The organism is Candidatus Saccharimonadales bacterium, from assembly GCA_035758565.1.
Classification (GTDB): domain Bacteria; phylum Patescibacteriota; class Saccharimonadia; order Saccharimonadales; family UBA10212; genus DASTXL01.
On sequence record DASTXL010000001.1, the window covers coordinates 156,767 to 174,130 of the forward strand.

Here is a 17,364-nt window from a genome sequence, read left to right on the forward strand (position 1 = left end):
AGCCGGGTTCCACCGAGTGGCGTCGCCTGAGGGCGGCCCGGACGTCCAAGACGTCACTCAACGTGTTCGGGTCGGTCGGCCTCCAAAGCTGATCGCACAAAAAAGCCGGGGCAAAGGTCCCTCCGGACTCCGCAAGAGAGATCCGGGAAAACCTAGGAGAGGATTGTAGCGACCCGACGCTGCGAACCTACCTCCCCCCGCTTGGTCTTCGGACCGAGCGGGGCTCTTTTCTTTTAGGCTATAATTCAAATATGAAAACGGTCGTTATAACTGGTTCTAGCAGGGGCATTGGCTTGGCTACGGCCCAACTATTTTTAGATAAAGGTTGGCGGGTTATAGGTACTTTTAATAAAACCGCCATTCCGCTTCAACACAAAAATCTGATTAGAGTTAGACTTGACTTGTCCCAGCCCAAAGATATTGCTGGAACCGCAAAATCTATCACCGAACATTCGTCGCATATTGACGCTTTGATAAATAACGCCGGCGTAGCTCTGGACCAAAAAAGCGAAGGCATAGATATAGACGTTATTAGAAAGACTTTTGAGGTTAATTTATTTAACCTTGTTGATTTGACTCAGCGACTCGTCCCGTTAATGGCCAAAGGCGCCCATGTCATAAACATAGACTCCAACTATGGAGCTCAATCATTACCAATCGATGATGACACCCATGTTGGCTACAGATTGTCAAAAGCGGCGCTCAATATGTATACGCGTATCCTAGCCTTCCATCTAAAAGGTCAAGGGGTAATTATTTCGTCTCTGGATCCGGGCTGGGTAAGGACGGACATGGGCTACGAAGCCGGTGATGATGTGTTCCAGCCAGATAGGGAAGCAGACGAGGTCGCTCAAGACATCTACGATATCGTGCAAACGGTGAAAGAATCCGGCTTTTTTTGGCGCTTTGGCCAAAAACGTGAGTGGTAGCGCTAGTTAGCTTATTTGTATTTGAGGGGTGTCGATGTCCATCAGAGCGATGCGTTGCTCGTCTGGGTTGAAGGTCAACTTATTATAAACACTCGGTCGACTTCCGGCCTGATATTCTATAACCTCTGCCTGTGGCACAAAGAGCAAATCTTCGTCTTGAGCGGCGCTTAAACAAATAGAATCAAATCGGACCAATGATCCTATCGGTTTGGTGCCTGCGCCTACTGTCACCGGCTTATTGTCTGCCGGATTTAATGTGAAGGATTGATAGTCTATTGGGCTGTCTACTATCAAAAGAGCCTCATCCAGAATGTCGATAGTTAAACTATTGAACATAAGGGGCGCCTTGGCACCTACCAAACGTGAGTGTTCGGCGATGTCGTCGGCTATTTCTGCCATTTTAGTAACCGCTCTGATATATTTGCCCAAAATTCGATTAGCCTCGATTACCTGAACTTCATAAACAGGAAAAGTGTAGTCGTTATCTAAATAAAGCTGAGCGGCTACCGGTTCGGCTTGTCGATCGGCCTGCCGGCGGTCAAATCTTCTTCTTCGAAAACTCATTAGCGGTATAATTGTAAATATCAATAGAGCGGGGGACTGTAAAATAATTGGCATTGATGAAGTCGGTAGGGGCTGTTTGGCGGGGCCGCTTTTAGTGGTTGCCGCCCGGTCAAAAGGCGAATTGCCGCCAGGGCTTAAGGATTCCAAATTATTAACTCGTGCCCAGCGCGAAGCTTTTTATAAAAACTTAATTGAAGTCTGCGACTTTGGCGAAGGCTGGGTAAGCGCGGCCGAAATTAACAAACTTGGACTGGGCCGGTGCCTGAGGCTGGGAGTGAAGCGGGCAATTGATGATTTGCAGGTTGAATTAGACGAAGAGATTATGATGGACGGCATCGTCAATTACATTCCCAAAAAATTTATCAACCGTCGGTGCGAAGCTAAAGCCGATAATAATTATCCAATTGTTAGTGCGGCCAGCATACTGGCCAAAGTCAAACGCGATGATTATATGCGCAAACTAGCTATAAAATATTCCGAATATGGGTTCGAAAGCCACGTCGGCTACGGAACCAAGGCGCATTATTTGGCAATTCAAAAACTTGGCCCGCTTAAATTTGTTCATCGCACCAACTTTGCTCCGTTTCAGGAATTACCACAGCAGCTATGAAAACTACCGAGCAAGGCAGGGCGGCGGAGGTAGCTGTCGCTAATCAATTAAAATCTCAGGGCTATGAAATTATTGCCCAAAACTGGCGGACTCGCTTGTGCGAGATCGATATTGTCGCCAAAAAGAAAAAGACCATTTATTTTGTTGAAGTTAAGTACCGTGCCTCCAGCTTACAGGGAGACGGGTTTGACCACATAACTGCTCGTAAACTACAGCAGATGACATTTGCGGCACGAAATTGGGTGGCCGAAAACGACTGGCGCGGCGACTATTGCTTGCTGGCCGCAGCGGTCAGCGGCATTGATGCTAGCAAAATTGAAATGATCGAGCTTTAGCTATCGCTCTTTAAAGAAATCTTGGACTGAATCAAAGTCTCGCTTGCGCCAAGCGGCTTGCCACTCAATAGTTTCGAGTGCTTTTTTGTATTCGCGGCGGATACTTGGTGTTAGTTGTGGTTCAAAAAACTTTACGAAGTCCTTTTTAAATTCATCATCAGAAAATGAGCGAGCGGCGTAGGCTGGCATGCGGGCAAAGCCTAACTCTGCGCCCAAACTATTTTCTAGCCACTTCCAGTTTTCTTTCAGCCATTGCCAGGTAGCGTGCTTGGCGTGACGGTTAGCAAAGCTGTAGCCTACCCAGTAGCCAATGTCCTGCGCCCGCACTACCGGACTTTTAATCAGAGACAACGCTTCTTTATATAGTTCGGGCTGCTTAAAGCCGGTTAGGGCGCTGGCTAAAGTGACTTTTTCGCTGGCCGAGTTAGAGTCTTCGTAAAATTTCTTTAGTTTTTTAAATTCCTTATCGCCGCCCTTTCTTACCGCCGTGGCATAAATAACGCCTCGGATATCGGGTCGTTCGTCCTCTGGTTTGGTCATTTTTTCAAAACGGCTTAGCGCTTCTTTGACTACCTCTTGATTATTTCCAAGAGAAGCTAGCCCCAGTACGGTTGGGCGCAGCAAGCTATCGAAGTGCGTCTCTTTTTTGGCCTGTTCCCAGCCTAGCCGTTCAACCTGTTCGGCAGTTACCCGGGCAAGATATGGTTTCATTGCTTCAATCAACTCGTCGCTGCCAAACACGCGGCGAATATCGGCCAAAACCATAGATATGGTGTCCCAGACGGGCGAACTGTGTTCGCTGTGGTAAAAACTCAGTAAATTAAGCGCTTGAGCGGTAGGTAAATAGCCAGAGCGAGCGGCGGAAAAACTATCGAAGAGTAAACCTAACCGCTCAGCTTCATTTAAACTACCCGCTTCAACGAGCGCTCCAAAGCGGGCATAAGTCTCTTTGTCGTAGGTTGTTAAATAAAAACCGCTGTGACCCTGATTTAGTAGAGGAGTATCAGAAGACCATTCGATAGAAGTGGATTTATCTGTGAGGGCGTCTAGTCCAATCATTGGGCAGTTCAGTGGTATTTGCCAGACTGTATCGGAGTTGTGTCCGGCACCATGGAGGGCAAAAAAGCGCTGTTGATGCAAGACTAGTTCGTCGTTATGATGCTTAACCGATAGCACCGGATAACCCGGTTCGCCAACCCATGTGTGCATAAATTCGCGAACTGGTTTGCCACTAATTTTGGCTAGTGCTGCCCAAAGGTCGTTAGTTTCTGTGTTGCCGTAGGCGTGAGTTTTTAAGTAATAGCGCAGACCGTCACGAAAAGCTTCACCGCCCAGATAGGCTTGGAGCATGTGAATTACAGCCGAGCCTTTTTGGTAGCTAATGTCGTCAAAGATGGTGCGAATTTCGTCCGGGTGGTTGATTGGCACTTCTATTGGGTGAGTGTTTGCTAGTGAATCACTTCGAAGTCCTAAGAACTGATCGTCAACAATGTACTGAGCCCACATATCCCACTGAGGGAACAGCTCGTCGCAGGCCAGATATTCAATCCAGCTAGCAAAGCCTTCGTTAAGCCATAAATCAGTCCACCAACGCATAGTCACTAAGTTGCCAAACCACTGGTGAGCTAGCTCGTGAGCAATCACCATGGCGACGTATTGTTTCATTTCAATCGACGTGTTGGCCGGATCAACCAACAGAGCCTGTTCGCGGTAGGTAACCAGTCCCCAATTTTCCATAGCGCCGCTAGAAAAGTCCGGCAGAGCTATCATGTCGAGTTTGGGCAGAGGATAGGGAATATCAAAATATTCGTTATAAAACTCCAGGCAGCGTACGCCGGTTTCAGTGGCGAATTCTGTAAATTTAGCATTGTCTGGCGTGGCGTAAGACCGAACGACCACACCGCTGTTGGTTTTTGCCTCGGTATAGGCCAGTTCTCCAAACACAAAAGCTACCAGGTAGGTGCTCATTTTGGGCGTGGTTTCAAATTCGGTTAATAATCCACCGCTTTTTTTAATTTGTTTTTTAACCGGCGTGTTGGCCAGTACGGTTTCGTTTTTACCGGCTGGTGTGAGCAGGCTCAAATCAAAAGTCGCTTTGGCTTCGGGTTCGTCAATGCACGGAAAAACCTCGCGGGCGTAATGGCTTTCGAATTGGGTAGCGATAAGTTTTTTATCCTGGCCGTTATGAGTAAAGTAACAAGGGTAAATGCCGTGCATTTGATCTGTTATTTTGCCGCTGAACTCCAGCTCGATCTCGTATTCACCTGCGTAAACCATCTCGGTTGAATGCAGGCGGACTTCGTCGTAAGTTTCGTGGCGGTTAATGCGGTCTATTTCAATTTGTAGTTCACCGCGTTTTTTATCAAACTTAGTGACTTTGGCCGACGTAAATTTAAGACCTTTTTGATGAAAGGTAAGCCGCTGGCTGGGCTTGCCATGCCTGCGCCCGCGGATTTTGATAGTTCCAGCAAACGTCATGGCCTCTCGATCCGGGGCCAAATAAAGGGAATAATGTTCCGGCCGAAACTCCGCAACCAGTCGTTTTACTTTCTTCACTTATTCTATTGTACCAGGCTAAAATTTGCAGGAAGTTAGAAATTTGCTATAATTAGAGCTAATGTCCGGCCGAATTGGTCGGATTTTTCATTCAGAACAGAACTTTCACAACGCGTCAGCCTGCTTTCCGGTGAAGCCGGAAACTCCGCCGACGCTTTTGGCAAACTGCAGTGTTGTCGGCTGCGATACTCCGTCACTGTATTACAATACAGTTCCGTCCGTTTCTCGCCGACGCCTTGCAGTTTATCCAAATGTGAAACTTCTGATTGGGTAACCTAAGAAAGGAAAAAACATCGTGGAAATGGATTTTAAACAACTAGCCCAGGCTATAAAACTGATCGCCGAAGAAAAAAACCTACCGGAAGAGCAGGTGCAGGACGTTGTGCAGCAAGCTTTGGCTGCTGCCTGGCGCCGCGACTACGGCGACCGCGAGCAAGAAGTTCGCGTGACTATGAACTTAAACACCGGCGAAGTTACGGCTTATGTAACTAAAGAAGTCGTCGACGAAGTCGAAGACGAGCATACTCAAATTAGCCTTAGCCAAGCTCAGGTTATTCGCAAGAACGCCAAGGTTGGCGAGACCGTTGAGCTAGAACAAAAGGTGGAAGACTTCGGCCGCGTGGCCGCTCAAACCGCCAAGCAGGTTATTATGCAGCGCTTGCGCGAAGCCGAGCGCGAAATTGTTCTGGCTGAGTACGAAGACAAAATAGGCACTTTGGTTAATGGTGTCGTTGCCCGCGTAGAGGGCCGTGTAGTTCGCATGGAGCTCGGCCGCGCCCAAGGTTTATTGCCAGCCAGCGAGCAAATTCAAGGTGAACGCTACTACCCTGGCCAGCGCCTCAAACTATTTTTGAAGGACGTCGAAAAAGGCTTCCGTGGCCCACAGCTGATTGTCAGCCGCGGCTGCAAGGAATTTATCGAAGAGCTGTTTAAGGCCGAGGTTCCAGAAATGGAGGGCGGTGCGGTTGAAATTAAAGCCATCGCCCGTGAAGCTGGTGTCCGTAGCAAAATCGCCGTTGCCAGCAATGTGCCTGGAGTTGACCCGGTTGGCACTTTTGTTGGTGGTCACGGTACTCGTATCAATGCGGTCCGCGACGAAATCGGCAACCAAGAAATGATCGATATTGTCGTTTGGGATGAAGACAAGGCCACTTTTGTTGCCAATGCCATGAAGCCGGCAAATGTCGTTCGCGTTCAGCTTGGCAAAGAAGGAAAGGCTACTGTTGTTGTGGCCGAGGATCAGCTAAGTATAGCTATTGGTAAATCAGGTCAAAACGTCCGTTTGGCGGGCAAATTGACTGGCTATGAGCTGGATGTCGAAGCCGATAAAGCCAACTCTTCAGTGCCAGCTAGCGATGAAGAGCAGCCCGTTAGCACTGTTGAATCTAAGCCGGTAGTTCAGAAGCTCAAAAAGAAGACCGAGCTGGAAAGCAGCTTGCTCGAAGCTATCGAAGAACACGGAGAATAAATGGGCGAACCACTGCGAATTGGTTCTGAAGACGAAGAGCCAGCCTCGTACCAAGTGCAAGACCCCCAGACGGGACTAAATTTTTATCGTTCTGTCAGTGGAGTAAACGGCGAAATCTCTGAAGACGCAGCTTCAAAAAGAGATTTTGACGACCAGGTCAATGCCGCCAAGTGTCGTACGCGAGCCCGCTGGCTCATGGTAATGGCCGACTATGGCATTGAACCAAGGATGGCCAGCGAGCGCGAAGCTCTGGTGGATGCTTCTAAGCGTGGCTATAGGATGAACGGTTATGACCCAGAAAAGGCAGACTTAGTCGTGCATCCTCAAGAGGAGTATATTCGCTTGTTTGCCGGAAGCTTGGAAGCTATTGCTAAAAAATTAGACGGACGTCGAAAGTAAAGACGCCAAGACGCAATTAGCACTCTTGACTCGTGAGTGCTAATTTATGGTATTATTGGAGTACTGAATTAAAGCGATTCCGTTAAAGTCATTACAGCTAGCTTTAAGAAGTAAGAAATACAATAGCGGGTATAAGAACGATATAGAAAGGAGAAGTAACCAACAAACCCTATTGGTTACAAAAAATAGATGATTCCAAACTCTCCAGACTTTCAAGAATTTTTAAGCCATTTAACTAATAATGCGTTGCACAGCTTAAAGCATGCTGACGCTATTGCCCGGGCCTCGGGCAGTGCTTATATTGGCACCGAACATTTACTTTTGGGCGTGCTCGCTCAAGAGGGTTCAATGGCCTCTAAAATTTTGGAAAACCAGGGCATAACTCTGGATAGGGCACGTCTCGCCCTGAATCTTACTCCTAAAACCTTAGTTATAAATATGGGCGGTAAGGGTTTGAGTGAGACTGCCAAGTTAACACTCAAAATGGCTTGGGAAATTGCCCAAGAGTTCAGTCAGGATTACTGCGGTACCGAACATATCCTCTACAGTATTTTGAGCCAAAAGAACGCCCGTGCTACCACGCTTTTGCGTGATATGAGCATTGATGTTGATCAACTGTCTGCCGAGGTTGAACAATTCCTAAATCGCCAACAGTACGAGGGCGACCAAATGGCCGGCGCTGGCACTCGCCGCCGCGGCAAAAATGGCAAAAAGACCGCTTTAGAGCATTTTGGCTCAGACCTAACCAAGCTCGCTCGCGACGGCAAACTCGATCCGGTAGTCGGCCGAGAAGCTCAAATCAAGCGCGTGATTACTATTTTGAATCGCCGCACCAAAAACAATCCGGTACTGATTGGCGAGCCCGGCGTGGGCAAGACCGCTATTGTTGAAGGTCTGGCGCAGCGAGTCGTCAACGAAGAAGTGCCTGACAGCCTACTGGACAAGCGTATTGTTACGCTTGATCTCGCTGGCATGATCGCCGGTACTAAATACCGTGGTGAATTTGAAGAGCGACTCAAGAAAGTTATTGCAGAGCTCGAAGAAGACGCTAACACTATTGTTTTTATTGACGAACTGCATTTGATTGTCGGCGCTGGTGCCGCCGAAGGCAGTATGGATGCCGGAAATATCTTAAAGCCAAGTTTGGCCCGGGGCAAAATCCAACTGATCGGTGCAACCACCACTGACGAATACGCCCGTTATGTAGAAAAGGATGCTGCTCTAGAACGCCGATTCCAGCCGGTTCAGGTTCCAGAAACCAACATTCCAGAAACTATCGCCATCCTCAAAGGTCTTCGTGGCCATTACGAGGAATATCATAATGTTAAAGTCAGCGACGAGGTTTTAGAGGACACTGTCCAATTTGCCAAACGCTATATTAATGACCGCTATATGCCCGACAAAGCCATTGACCTTTTGGACGAAACCGCTGCCTACCTGCGCGTTAACAAGGGTAAAACTCCACCACAGTTGCGCCAACTACAAAAAGAGCTAAAGCTCATCAATACCCGAATTGAGGATGCTGTCGACAACGAAGACTACGAGAAAGCCGCTCAGCAGAAGCAAAAGGCCAGCCAGGTCAACGAAAAGATCAAGTCTTTAGAAGAGACCCTGCATGCCGGCAAGGCCATTACTTTAACTAGCGATGATGTGGCTGAGACCGTAGCCCGTATGACAGGCGTGCCGGTTACTAAAGTTATCAAGAGTGAGGCCAAGTACTTGATTAATCTTGAAAAGAATCTTGGCAAGTATGTCATTGGTCAGGACGAGGCGGTAGAAACTGTCGCCAAAGCAGTCCGCCGCAGCCGCTCAGGAATCTCTAGCGAAAAGCGTCCAATCGGCTCATTTATATTTCTTGGTCCAACCGGCGTTGGTAAGACTGAGCTTGCCCGCGTACTCGCCCGCGAGTTCTTTGGCAGCGAAGACGCTCTGGTTAAAATCGACATGAGCGAGTTCGGCGAACATCACAATGTTGCCCGTTTGGTGGGCGCGCCAGCCGGCTACATTGGCTACGATGATGGTGGACAGCTAACTGATAAAATTCGCCGCCAGCCGTATAGCGTAGTCCTGTTCGATGAAATCGAAAAAGCTCATCCAGAAGTGTTCAACATGATGCTGCAGATTTTGGAAGACGGAACACTATCGGATGCCAAGGGCCGCAAAATTGACTTCACTAATACGATCGTCATCATGACGAGCAATATTGGCGCCGAAAAGCTGCAAAAAGAAGCCAGCTTTGGTTTTGGCGCGGTTAAAGAAATTGATTTAGATAATTTAGACGAACTGCACAAGACCAACAAAGACAAAGTTTCCGACGAGCTCAAGAAAATGATGCGCCCGGAACTATTGAACCGCATCGACAAAGTTGTTATCTTCCGTGCTCTAACTAAGAGAGACGCTCTTAGAATCTTGGACCTGCAGCTTGACGATCTGCGTTCACGCTTGGTCAAAAAAGGTATTGGGCTGGAAGTCGACAAAACAGCCAAGGATTACTTGCTTGAACACGGTTACGATGCTCACAATGGCGCCCGTCCGATGCGCCGCTTGCTACAAGAAACCCTAGAAGACGCCGTAGCTGCTGGTCTGCTGGACGAAAGCTATCATAAGGGCGACGTTGTTAAGGTAACCACTCACCAATCCAGAAATAAAACGCCCGAACTCGCTTACGCCGCTATCGCCGAATAGTTCCCGGAACTGTATACTTTAGAGGCAATGAAGCGGATACAAAAAGCTTTTAATGTCGTCTTGGCGCTTGCTTTGTTGTCTTTGCCATTTATTGGCTGGTGGCGGGCTCAGGCTATTGAAGATTGGTGGAAGTTGCGTGGCTACACGCCGCCGCCCAGCATAACGGAACTGGCTCAGCGCGATACAATGACGCCGCAGGCTACCCATGATTTTTATGTTAACCACCCCCAGTTGATTAACGGTGTCTCTAACTTCCGCCAGGATTGCCCCGAGAGCGAGCAGGCGATTGTTCTAGGATGTTACCATCCGGTGCAAAATGGCATTTTTGTTTATGTGGTTAACGACACTCGCTTAAATGGTGTCGAAGAGGTTACGGCCGCCCACGAAATGTTGCACGCCGCTTACGATCGCCTGTCTAGCGGCGACAAAAAGTACATCGATGGTCTGCTTGAAGATTACTACAACAAAGACCTGACCGACCAACGTATCAAAGATGAAATTAACGGCTACAAAAAGACCGAACCAAATGACGTGGTGAACGAAATGCATTCGGTGTTTGGCACGGAAGCTTCGGATTTACCAGCACCGCTCGAGAATTATTATAAGCGTTACTTTAGTGATCGATCGGCGGTGGTGTCGCTAGCCGACAACTATCAAGAGGCCTTTACCACTCGAACTACCGAGCTAGATGCGTATAAAGTCAAGCTAGACGACCTAAAAGGTAAGATTACATCCGAAGAGAATTCGCTGCAAAAACAGCTGAATCAAATTAACTCGGATCGTGCACGGCTAGACAGCATGGCTAACGGCGGTCAAACGGATGAATACAACGCGGCTGTGCCCGGCTTTAATAACGAAGTAGACATTTATAACCAAGGTGTTAAACAACTTCAATCAGATATTAGCGAATACAACTCGCTGGTTAGCGAATACAACTCTTTAGCCGGTGAGCTGCGTAGCTTGCAAGATTCGATCGACACCCGCCTGGCGCCTCAACCCGCTCAGTAACGCTTAAGCTTGCAATTATTCCTTGAAAAAGTGGAGAATACTGAGGTAATGGCCGAGCATTCCCCGCAAATTACCTATAACCTAGAAACCGACTCTCTGGAAATCAACAGCCAGCTTGATGAGGACATTAAAATTAGTGCCAGGCAGCAAATTATAGCCGAGGCGCTGGCTCGCGAACCGGGCGTAGAGGCCGAGGTCGAAAATGGCACCGTGAACACCAGAATAGAAGTTCTCAAACTAATGGCCGATGCCTTTAAAAATAAAAAAGACGCCGAGATCGCCTCGATAATCAATCGGATGGAATCATTGGTATTTGCCGACCCGTTTAGTTCGGACCGCGTTATATCTCTTAGAGATTGGTTTGATCGGGCGGCCAAAGGCTATATTTTCCCTAGTTTTCAAAGATATATAAATGCCGGCATTTCGGATGACGTGGCCAAAGAAACGCTAACTGCGATGGCTAGATCTTTTGGAAGTGAGCTAGAAAAAAGGGCAATAAGTGACTATAGCGGCTACTACGGCAAGCACACAACATGGTCTTTTGATCTGGGTTTGGCGCCAGCCAAGTTCGGCCTGGATAAGCTAGAAGAAACTCCTGAATTCTATGTAGAAACAACCGGCGAAGTGGCATGGAATAACCTAAAGCTAACCACTCTAGGGGATTGTGCTTGCTGGGGAGCCTTAGGCGAAGACAGAGGCCATATTCCGCTACGAAGTGATCGATTGCAGCTTTATCATCTGAATGCGCATAACTGGGATTACGCCAGGCAATCGCTGAGCATGGTTCTTGGGGTTGGCGTGTTGGCTCGGCACGCCGCGCAGTATGAGGGTCAAGAAGATATTTTCGCGGGCGTAGAGTGGACAGAGCCCCGCGAGATACCTAAAAGCTGGTAACTTAGGTAAAATGTAAATAATGGCAAAGAAAACACTGGGAGTTCGGTACGTTTGCAGCAATTGCGGGGCGGAATATTCAACTTGGACAGGTAAGTGCCAAAACTGTGGTGAATGGAATACTCTAACTGAACAAGTCGAGATTACCACGGCTACTGCCGGCGCCAGCGGCAATCAACTCAAAATCCAATCAGTTACGGCCGCGGCCGCCGACAAAATGACTCGAATCAAAACTGGCATCGAAGAAGTTGATACGGTTTTGGGCGGCGGCTTGGTTGCCGGTAGCGTTAATCTGGTAGCCGGCCAACCCGGCATTGGCAAAAGCACCTTATTGCTGCAACTTGCTTATCTTGCGGCTGACAAAAACAAGGTTTTATATGTCAGCGGCGAAGAGTCAGCTCGCCAGGTGGCCTTGCGTGCTGAGCGTCTTGGCGCCACTCGACAATCTTTGCAGTTGGCGGTATCTACGGTGGCTAACGACATCGCGGCTACTATTTCCGGTGGCGAATTCGATCTGGTGGTTGTGGATTCTATCCAAGCAATAGCCGTCAACGAGATAAACTCCGCAGCCGGCAATATCAGCCAAATAACTAACAGCACTCAACTACTAACAGCCGCCGCCAAAGCCACTAATACAGCTCTGGTCTTGGTTGGCCACGTTACCAAAGAAGGTTCGATCGCCGGACCAAAGGTACTGGAGCATATTGTCGATGTGGTCATGCAGCTCGAGGGGGATCGCTACGGCGGATTTAAAGTTTTGCGCGGAGTAAAGAACCGCTACGGCTCAACCAACGAAGCCGGTATTTTTGAAATGACAGATACGGGCCTAAAGTCGGTACCCAACCCATCAGCGGCTTTGCTAGCTGAGCGTCAAGTTAGCGATGGTTCAATAGTACTGGCTACTATGGAGGGCAGCCGGCCGTTATTAGTTGAAGTCCAAGCTTTGGTTAATCCGACAAGCTATGGTTATCCAAAGCGCACAGCTAGCGGTATAGACCTCAACCGCGTTAATTTATTAGTCGCCATGCTTGAACGCCGTACTAAATTAAGGCTCGCTGAACGTGATATTTATATAAACATTGTTGGCGGTATTCGCTTAACCGAACCAGCGGCCGATCTAGCGGTCTGCATGGCGATCGCCAGCGCGGCTAAAGGGATGCAGCTCAAAAAGAATGCCGTAGTGTTTGGCGAAGTTGGTTTAAGTGGCGAGGTTCGCCACGTACCCTTCCTTGAAAAACGTTTGGCCGAAGCCAAAAAACTCGGTTTTGAAGCAGCTATCGGACCAAAAGTGCGCTCTGGCAAAAAACCGGCATTCTTAACGAGCGTCTCTGATATTCGCAGCGCTCTTAACAGTTTTTTAGAAAACTAGTCTAAATTTTATCTCTATCGCCAGCGTGGCTTTCAAATACCGCCGTTACCACTGCCGTTGCCGTTGTTCCCGCCGTTGGTATTGCCGTTGCTCCCGCCGTTATTGTTGCCAGACGGCGCAGTAGAGGCGGTTACGGTTGTTTGATCGGTGCCCTGATAGAGCACGCTGTCTGTCACCGTTGCCGTAATTGTCAATGATCCGCTACTTGTTGGCGTGTAGGTAAATGAGTACGGACCTCCAGAAGCCGTCGGTATAGTTTTAACAGTCTGTCCATTGACGCTGAAGGTGACCTCGCCTGGATACTGGGCATATTGGGCGTCGTCTAGAGGGTGAGTGCCTGGTGTAATAGCCGCTGAAATCGTACAGCTGGAATCACAATTGTTAGGATCGCCGTTAGGATCATTATTAGAAACAGTTAAGGTTATGGCTGGCTTAACGTCGCTACAATTATGAACATCATCGGTCGCCGACGATCCGCCACTACTGACAGCGCTGCTGCCTACACTTTGTTTACCGCCGTGGAAGATGTCTATGTTCCAGCTATCGGCGTTGCCATTGCTCACTACCTGGCGAGCTTGGTCGGGCGTACAAGCTGTGGCAACCTTGCCTGAAACCTTATCGATTGTCTGGGAAGTACTAGCGCCAGTGCTTTTACCGCCCACGTACCAAGACGGGAATAGGTCGTTGCTTGGGCTTGGTTCAATATCTCCGTAGTGAATGTGGTTGCGCACCACAAAGGCCGGCAGAGTTTTAATATCGGAAGGCTGCGTCCAGTTGGTTGGCTTGAGGTTGGCATGGGCGGCTTCCATCATGCCGCGAGTCAAAGGCTCGGTTAGCTGTTCCATAGAAGCGCCGCGGGCAGCAGATAGGTCGACGTTGCGGTTGTGGTTGCCCACCCAAGACACAACTGCGAATTGGGTTGACCAGCTAGCCATTAAGCCGTCATAGCCGTCGTTGGTCGTACCGGTTTTGACCGCAAAATTCCATCCATTGTCGTGCTGGAACTTATAGCCGCCTCGGGAAAGCGGAGTACAGGTCGTAGCGCTACAGCTCCCCGGCAAATAACTAGCGTTCGGATCTGATAGCATATTATCTACTATGTATGCGGAATCCTGCTTAACAACCTGGTTGCCTTTAGGTTGCTTCCATTGATAAACAGTTTTACCGGCAGCATTGGTAATCTTTAAGATATAGGTTCTGGGAATAGCGCTACCAAGACGCCCTAGCGTAGAAAGACCGTTTACGTGATCATCTAGGTGCAGGAAAGCGCCATCGCCAATGGCCGAAGCGGTGTAGCACTGAGTAGTTTTGGTTAGGGCTTCATCGGAATAACAATTGTAGGTTTTCTTGTTTTCGCTTTGCAGGTAGGGGTTGTCCATCATTGCCGAGGCAGTAGATATGACCTTGTTAATCGAAGTAGTATGGCCGACGCTGGTGTCGTTTGGTACGGCTTCTAGCATGGCTTTCATGGCTGGTACGTTGCGCGAGCCGCCCAAGGCGTAGCGCAGGGTTAATGGTCCTGGGAAGATGTTGTCGTAATCGTATGCAGCTGGAGCAGTTCCGGCCGGGCACGGTGCAGAGCCGCGGACGTTCGGATTGTGGTTGCAGGTGTTTGGATAACCAGGAATAGCTTCTTTGACGTCGTATAGAACTGATCCGGCGCCCACATTGTTATTGTTATTAATCAACGTGGTGTAGTCATAGGGTTTAAAGCTTGAGCCTGGTGGAATCAAAATACCCGAAGCATAATTGTCCTGGCCGTGATCTGTATTTGTAAAATCGGTTCCGCCCACCAAAGCTTCAATCTGGCCAGTGGGTACGTTCTCTAACACGGTGGCTTCTTCGTCGGCCGCGCCGCCGGTCAGTCGCTGAACGCTCGACAGGTTAGAGGCGACTATATCTTCAGCTTTCTTTTGTAGGTCTAAATCAAGGGTGGTGATTACTTTCCAGCCACCGATTTTGGCCGAACCATTGCCGTCGCTGGGTACAAACTGGGTATCTAGCTGGTTTTTAGCGGCCAACACAAAGTAGGGTGCTTGGATCCCGGCGTACTTAGTTTGCTGCGGCTGAACCATGGCCAGAACATCTACTTTCTTAGCAGCCGAAGCCTGAGCTTTGGTTATCATGCCGTAATTCACCATTTGATCTAGCACATAGTTCTTGCGGCTTAGCAAAGCTTGCTTATCAAAGTTCACGGTGTCATACGGCGAATAATATGACGGGGATTGGGGAATTGAAGCCAAGAAAGCTGCCTGGGCAAGCGTTAGATCTTTAGCGCTCTCATGAAAGTAGTCGCTGGCAGCGGCCTGTACGCCATAATCCACACCGCCGTATGGCGCGGCGTTTAGATAGCCTGTTAGAATTTGGTCCTTGGTGTAAGTTCGTTCTAGCTCAACTGCCAAAATTAATTCTTTGACTTTTAAGGCTATGGTGCGATTTTGGTTGAAGTCCTGGGTTAGTTTAACCAGCTGTTCGGTAATTGTTGAGCCACCTTGGCGTTTGCCGCCATGAACAACATCAACAACCGCGGCGCGAGCCACGCCTTTAATATCGAAGCCCTTTTCTTGATAAAAGTTGTGGTCTTCGATGGCTACCGTGGCCTGCTTCATGTAGTTAGATATAGAGCCGGATTGTACGGGAACGCGCTTAACGGCGCTGTAGTCCTGCCATAGCAAGTTCTTTCCGGTGCGGTCGTAATAACTGATACTGCCGCCTAGGTTATCGCCAGATATGTCTGTGATATGCGGCAAGTCCTTGCGGAAATACGCAAAGACGGCCAGCGTGAACACAAATAAGAAAAGAATGCCGATGCCGGCAACTTTAAGAGCCATAATGGCACCGTCTCGGCTCCACCAATATTCTTTAAGATGCTTAGGCTCAAGATGCCACAAAAGGCGCTTAACGCGCGATTTAGGCAGCCCCCGCAAGCGGTCGGCTTTTCGCAAGTATTTAGCCTCTCTCATTGCCGTCCATTTTTGACCTAGCGATCGGTTTACCTTAATGGTTCGGCCGCTTCTTGTGGTCACGGTCTTATTGGTGCGGCTGGGTCGCTTGCTCATAAAGTTTTTATATACTCCCTTTGCCAACAATTATAGCAAAATGCTTGTGTAAGCCAGCAGAAAAACACGGTAAATTTAAGGTATACTGGTGTTTAAAGAATATGAAAACTTTCCTGAAAGGATGCTGATGAATTCCGTTAGACTTCACTTAACTCCCGTCCCTCGGTTGACGATTGAACCTCGGAGCTTGCTTCAAGACGCCATTATAGCTTCTGATAATCTTTGGAGTCTAACGGGATGAAATTATCCGAGGAACTGAGCTGGCGCGGGTTCGTCAACCAGACTACCTATAAAGACATTTCTGTTCTAGACAAGAAACCAATTAGTTTTTACTGGGGAGTGGACCCTAGCGCCGATTCTATGACGGTAGGCAACCTGGCTATAGCTATGATGGTTCGCCATTTTATAAATCACGGTCATAAAGCTTATCTTTTGGTGGGCGGCGCCACTGGCATGATTGGTGACCCTGACGGCAAAGCTCAGGAACGTGATTTATTAACTCTGGAGCAACTCGCTAAAAACAAGCAAGCCATTGCGGGTCAATACGAGCGAGTTTTCCAAGGTTTAGATTTTGAAATAGTAGACAATTATGACTGGTTTAAGCATATGAATTATCTGGAATTTTTACGGGATGTCGGAAAGCACGCGCCAATGCGGCAGATGCTTGGTCGCGAGTTTGTTCAGAGTCGCCTGGGAGAAGATGGGACTGGCATCAGCTATGCCGAATTTAGCTACTCGCTTATTCAGGGATACGACTTTTTGCATCTTCATCGCGAGAACGGCGTAGATCTTCAGGTTTGCGGAGCCGATCAGTGGGGCAACTGCATCGCTGGAGTCGATCTGATACGTCGTATTACCGGCGACGAGGCGCATGTGTGGTCAGCACCTTTGGTAGTTAATAAAACTACCGGTGTTAAGTTTGGCAAAACCGAAGCCGGCGCCGTCTGGCTTGATCCGGCCAAGACTAGCCCAACCCAGTTCTATCAGTTCTGGATTAATGTCGAGGACGAAAACGTCGAAGATTATTTGAAGATTTACACTTTACTATCCAAAACAGAAATAGAAAAAGTTTTAGAGGAACACGCCAAAGACACGGCGGCTCGAGTGGCCCAAACGGCTCTGGCCCAATCTGTGACCGAAGTAGTTCACGGCAAGGAGCTGGCTCACACAGCCGCCGTAGTCACCAAGATTCTTACTGGCGAGACGAATGTTGGCGATGTCAGCGAGGGTGTGATCGCCGAGGTCCGCAAGGAACTGCCTAGCGAAACTTTTCCAAAGCTGCCGACTGTTGTCGAGGCGTTAGTCGCCACTGGCCTAGCGTCATCAAATTCCGAGGCTCGCCGCCTAATAGCCAGCGGCGCCGTCTACATTAACGGCGAAGGCATGGCCAATCCAGAGCTCGAAAAAACTGATTTTAAAAACGGCCGCTTGCTTATCCGCCGCGGCAAAGCCTTCAAAGATTCAGCACTAATAGAAATTAAATAGGGATAA

The 17,364-nt window shown here is 48.7% G+C and carries 13 protein-coding genes; 10 read left to right on the forward strand and 3 right to left on the reverse strand.

Annotation, left to right across the window (positions count from 1 at the left end; all coding sequences use genetic code 11):
* The first annotated feature begins 251 nt into the window (after window positions 1–251).
* Window positions 252–929 (forward strand): SDR family NAD(P)-dependent oxidoreductase, encoded by a 678-nt coding sequence (locus VFT49_00895; GenBank protein ID HEU5004628.1) that lies wholly within the window; start codon window positions 252–254, stop codon window positions 927–929.
* 6 nt (window positions 930–935) lie between these two features.
* On the opposite strand, the gene VFT49_00900 is transcribed toward VFT49_00895, so the two are convergent.
* The gene (locus VFT49_00900) at window positions 936–1,493 is read right to left on the reverse strand and encodes a hypothetical protein (protein ID HEU5004629.1); all 558 of its coding nucleotides are present in this window, start codon (window positions 1,491–1,493) and stop codon (window positions 936–938) included.
* A 52-nt stretch (window positions 1,494–1,545) separates the two neighbouring features.
* Between VFT49_00900 and VFT49_00905 the strand changes: the two genes are divergently transcribed.
* Window positions 1,546–2,103 carry a ribonuclease HII gene (locus tag VFT49_00905; protein ID HEU5004630.1) on the forward strand — a complete coding sequence of 186 codons (558 nt, stop codon included), beginning with the start codon at window positions 1,546–1,548 and terminating at the stop codon, window positions 2,101–2,103.
* A complete protein-coding gene (locus VFT49_00910) occupies window positions 2,100–2,438 on the forward strand; it encodes a YraN family protein (GenBank protein HEU5004631.1) in 339 nt (112 codons plus the stop codon). The genes VFT49_00905 and VFT49_00910 overlap by 4 nt, the downstream gene beginning before the upstream one ends.
* Here the strand turns inward: VFT49_00910 and VFT49_00915 are convergent, their stop codons facing one another.
* Window positions 2,439–4,994 carry a M1 family metallopeptidase gene (locus VFT49_00915; GenBank protein ID HEU5004632.1) on the reverse strand — a complete coding sequence of 852 codons (2,556 nt, stop codon included), beginning with the start codon at window positions 4,992–4,994 and terminating at the stop codon, window positions 2,439–2,441. It abuts the gene before it with no gap.
* Between the two features lie 301 nt (window positions 4,995–5,295).
* Here VFT49_00915 and nusA point away from each other — a divergent pair, with 301 nt between their 5' ends.
* From nusA to radA, 6 genes are all read left to right on the forward strand, one after another.
* On the forward strand, window positions 5,296–6,462 hold the full coding sequence (nusA, locus tag VFT49_00920) for a transcription termination factor NusA (protein HEU5004633.1): 1,167 nt from the start codon (window positions 5,296–5,298) through the stop codon (window positions 6,460–6,462).
* Window positions 6,463–6,861, forward strand: coding sequence for a hypothetical protein (locus tag VFT49_00925; protein ID HEU5004634.1), 399 nt, complete (start codon window positions 6,463–6,465; stop codon window positions 6,859–6,861).
* Between the two features lie 189 nt (window positions 6,862–7,050).
* Window positions 7,051–9,546, forward strand: coding sequence for an ATP-dependent Clp protease ATP-binding subunit (locus tag VFT49_00930; protein ID HEU5004635.1), 2,496 nt, complete (start codon window positions 7,051–7,053; stop codon window positions 9,544–9,546).
* A 27-nt stretch (window positions 9,547–9,573) separates the two neighbouring features.
* Window positions 9,574–10,554, forward strand: coding sequence for a hypothetical protein (locus VFT49_00935; GenBank protein HEU5004636.1), 981 nt, complete (start codon window positions 9,574–9,576; stop codon window positions 10,552–10,554).
* Window positions 10,555–10,602: 48 nt separating this feature from the next.
* Complete coding sequence (locus VFT49_00940) at window positions 10,603–11,448, forward strand: hypothetical protein (GenBank protein HEU5004637.1); 846 nt, start codon at window positions 10,603–10,605, stop codon at window positions 11,446–11,448.
* 19 nt (window positions 11,449–11,467) lie between these two features.
* Window positions 11,468–12,814: a DNA repair protein RadA gene (gene radA, locus VFT49_00945; GenBank protein HEU5004638.1), complete on the forward strand. Its 1,347-nt coding sequence runs from the start codon at window positions 11,468–11,470 to the stop codon at window positions 12,812–12,814.
* Window positions 12,815–12,846: 32 nt separating this feature from the next.
* Here radA and VFT49_00950 read toward each other — a convergent pair whose 3' ends face one another.
* Window positions 12,847–15,873: a transglycosylase domain-containing protein gene (locus tag VFT49_00950; protein HEU5004639.1), complete on the reverse strand. Its 3,027-nt coding sequence runs from the start codon at window positions 15,871–15,873 to the stop codon at window positions 12,847–12,849.
* Between the two features lie 237 nt (window positions 15,874–16,110).
* On the opposite strand from VFT49_00950, the gene tyrS reads away from it, so the two are divergent.
* On the forward strand, window positions 16,111–17,358 hold the full coding sequence (tyrS, locus tag VFT49_00955) for a tyrosine--tRNA ligase (protein ID HEU5004640.1): 1,248 nt from the start codon (window positions 16,111–16,113) through the stop codon (window positions 17,356–17,358).
* Window positions 17,359–17,364 lie beyond the last annotated feature (6 nt).

What these genes read in the sequence shown, in the direction of transcription:
- VFT49_00900 (HEU5004629.1), bottom strand. Translation starts at nt 1,493, where the DNA reads ATGAGTTTTCGAAGAAGAAGATTTGACCGCCGGCAGGCCGATCGACAA.
- VFT49_00935 (HEU5004636.1), top strand. Translation starts at nt 9,574, where the DNA reads ATGAAGCGGATACAAAAAGCTTTTAATGTCGTCTTGGCGCTTGCTTTG.
- tyrS (HEU5004640.1), top strand. Translation starts at nt 16,111, where the DNA reads ATGAAATTATCCGAGGAACTGAGCTGGCGCGGGTTCGTCAACCAGACT.
- radA (HEU5004638.1), top strand. Translation starts at nt 11,468, where the DNA reads ATGGCAAAGAAAACACTGGGAGTTCGGTACGTTTGCAGCAATTGCGGG.
- nusA (HEU5004633.1), top strand. Translation starts at nt 5,296, where the DNA reads ATGGATTTTAAACAACTAGCCCAGGCTATAAAACTGATCGCCGAAGAA.
- VFT49_00910 (HEU5004631.1), top strand. Translation starts at nt 2,100, where the DNA reads ATGAAAACTACCGAGCAAGGCAGGGCGGCGGAGGTAGCTGTCGCTAAT.
- VFT49_00895 (HEU5004628.1), top strand. Translation starts at nt 252, where the DNA reads ATGAAAACGGTCGTTATAACTGGTTCTAGCAGGGGCATTGGCTTGGCT.
- VFT49_00930 (HEU5004635.1), top strand. Translation starts at nt 7,051, where the DNA reads ATGATTCCAAACTCTCCAGACTTTCAAGAATTTTTAAGCCATTTAACT.
- VFT49_00940 (HEU5004637.1), top strand. Translation starts at nt 10,603, where the DNA reads ATGGCCGAGCATTCCCCGCAAATTACCTATAACCTAGAAACCGACTCT.
- VFT49_00925 (HEU5004634.1), top strand. Translation starts at nt 6,463, where the DNA reads ATGGGCGAACCACTGCGAATTGGTTCTGAAGACGAAGAGCCAGCCTCG.
- VFT49_00950 (HEU5004639.1), bottom strand. Translation starts at nt 15,873, where the DNA reads ATGAGCAAGCGACCCAGCCGCACCAATAAGACCGTGACCACAAGAAGC.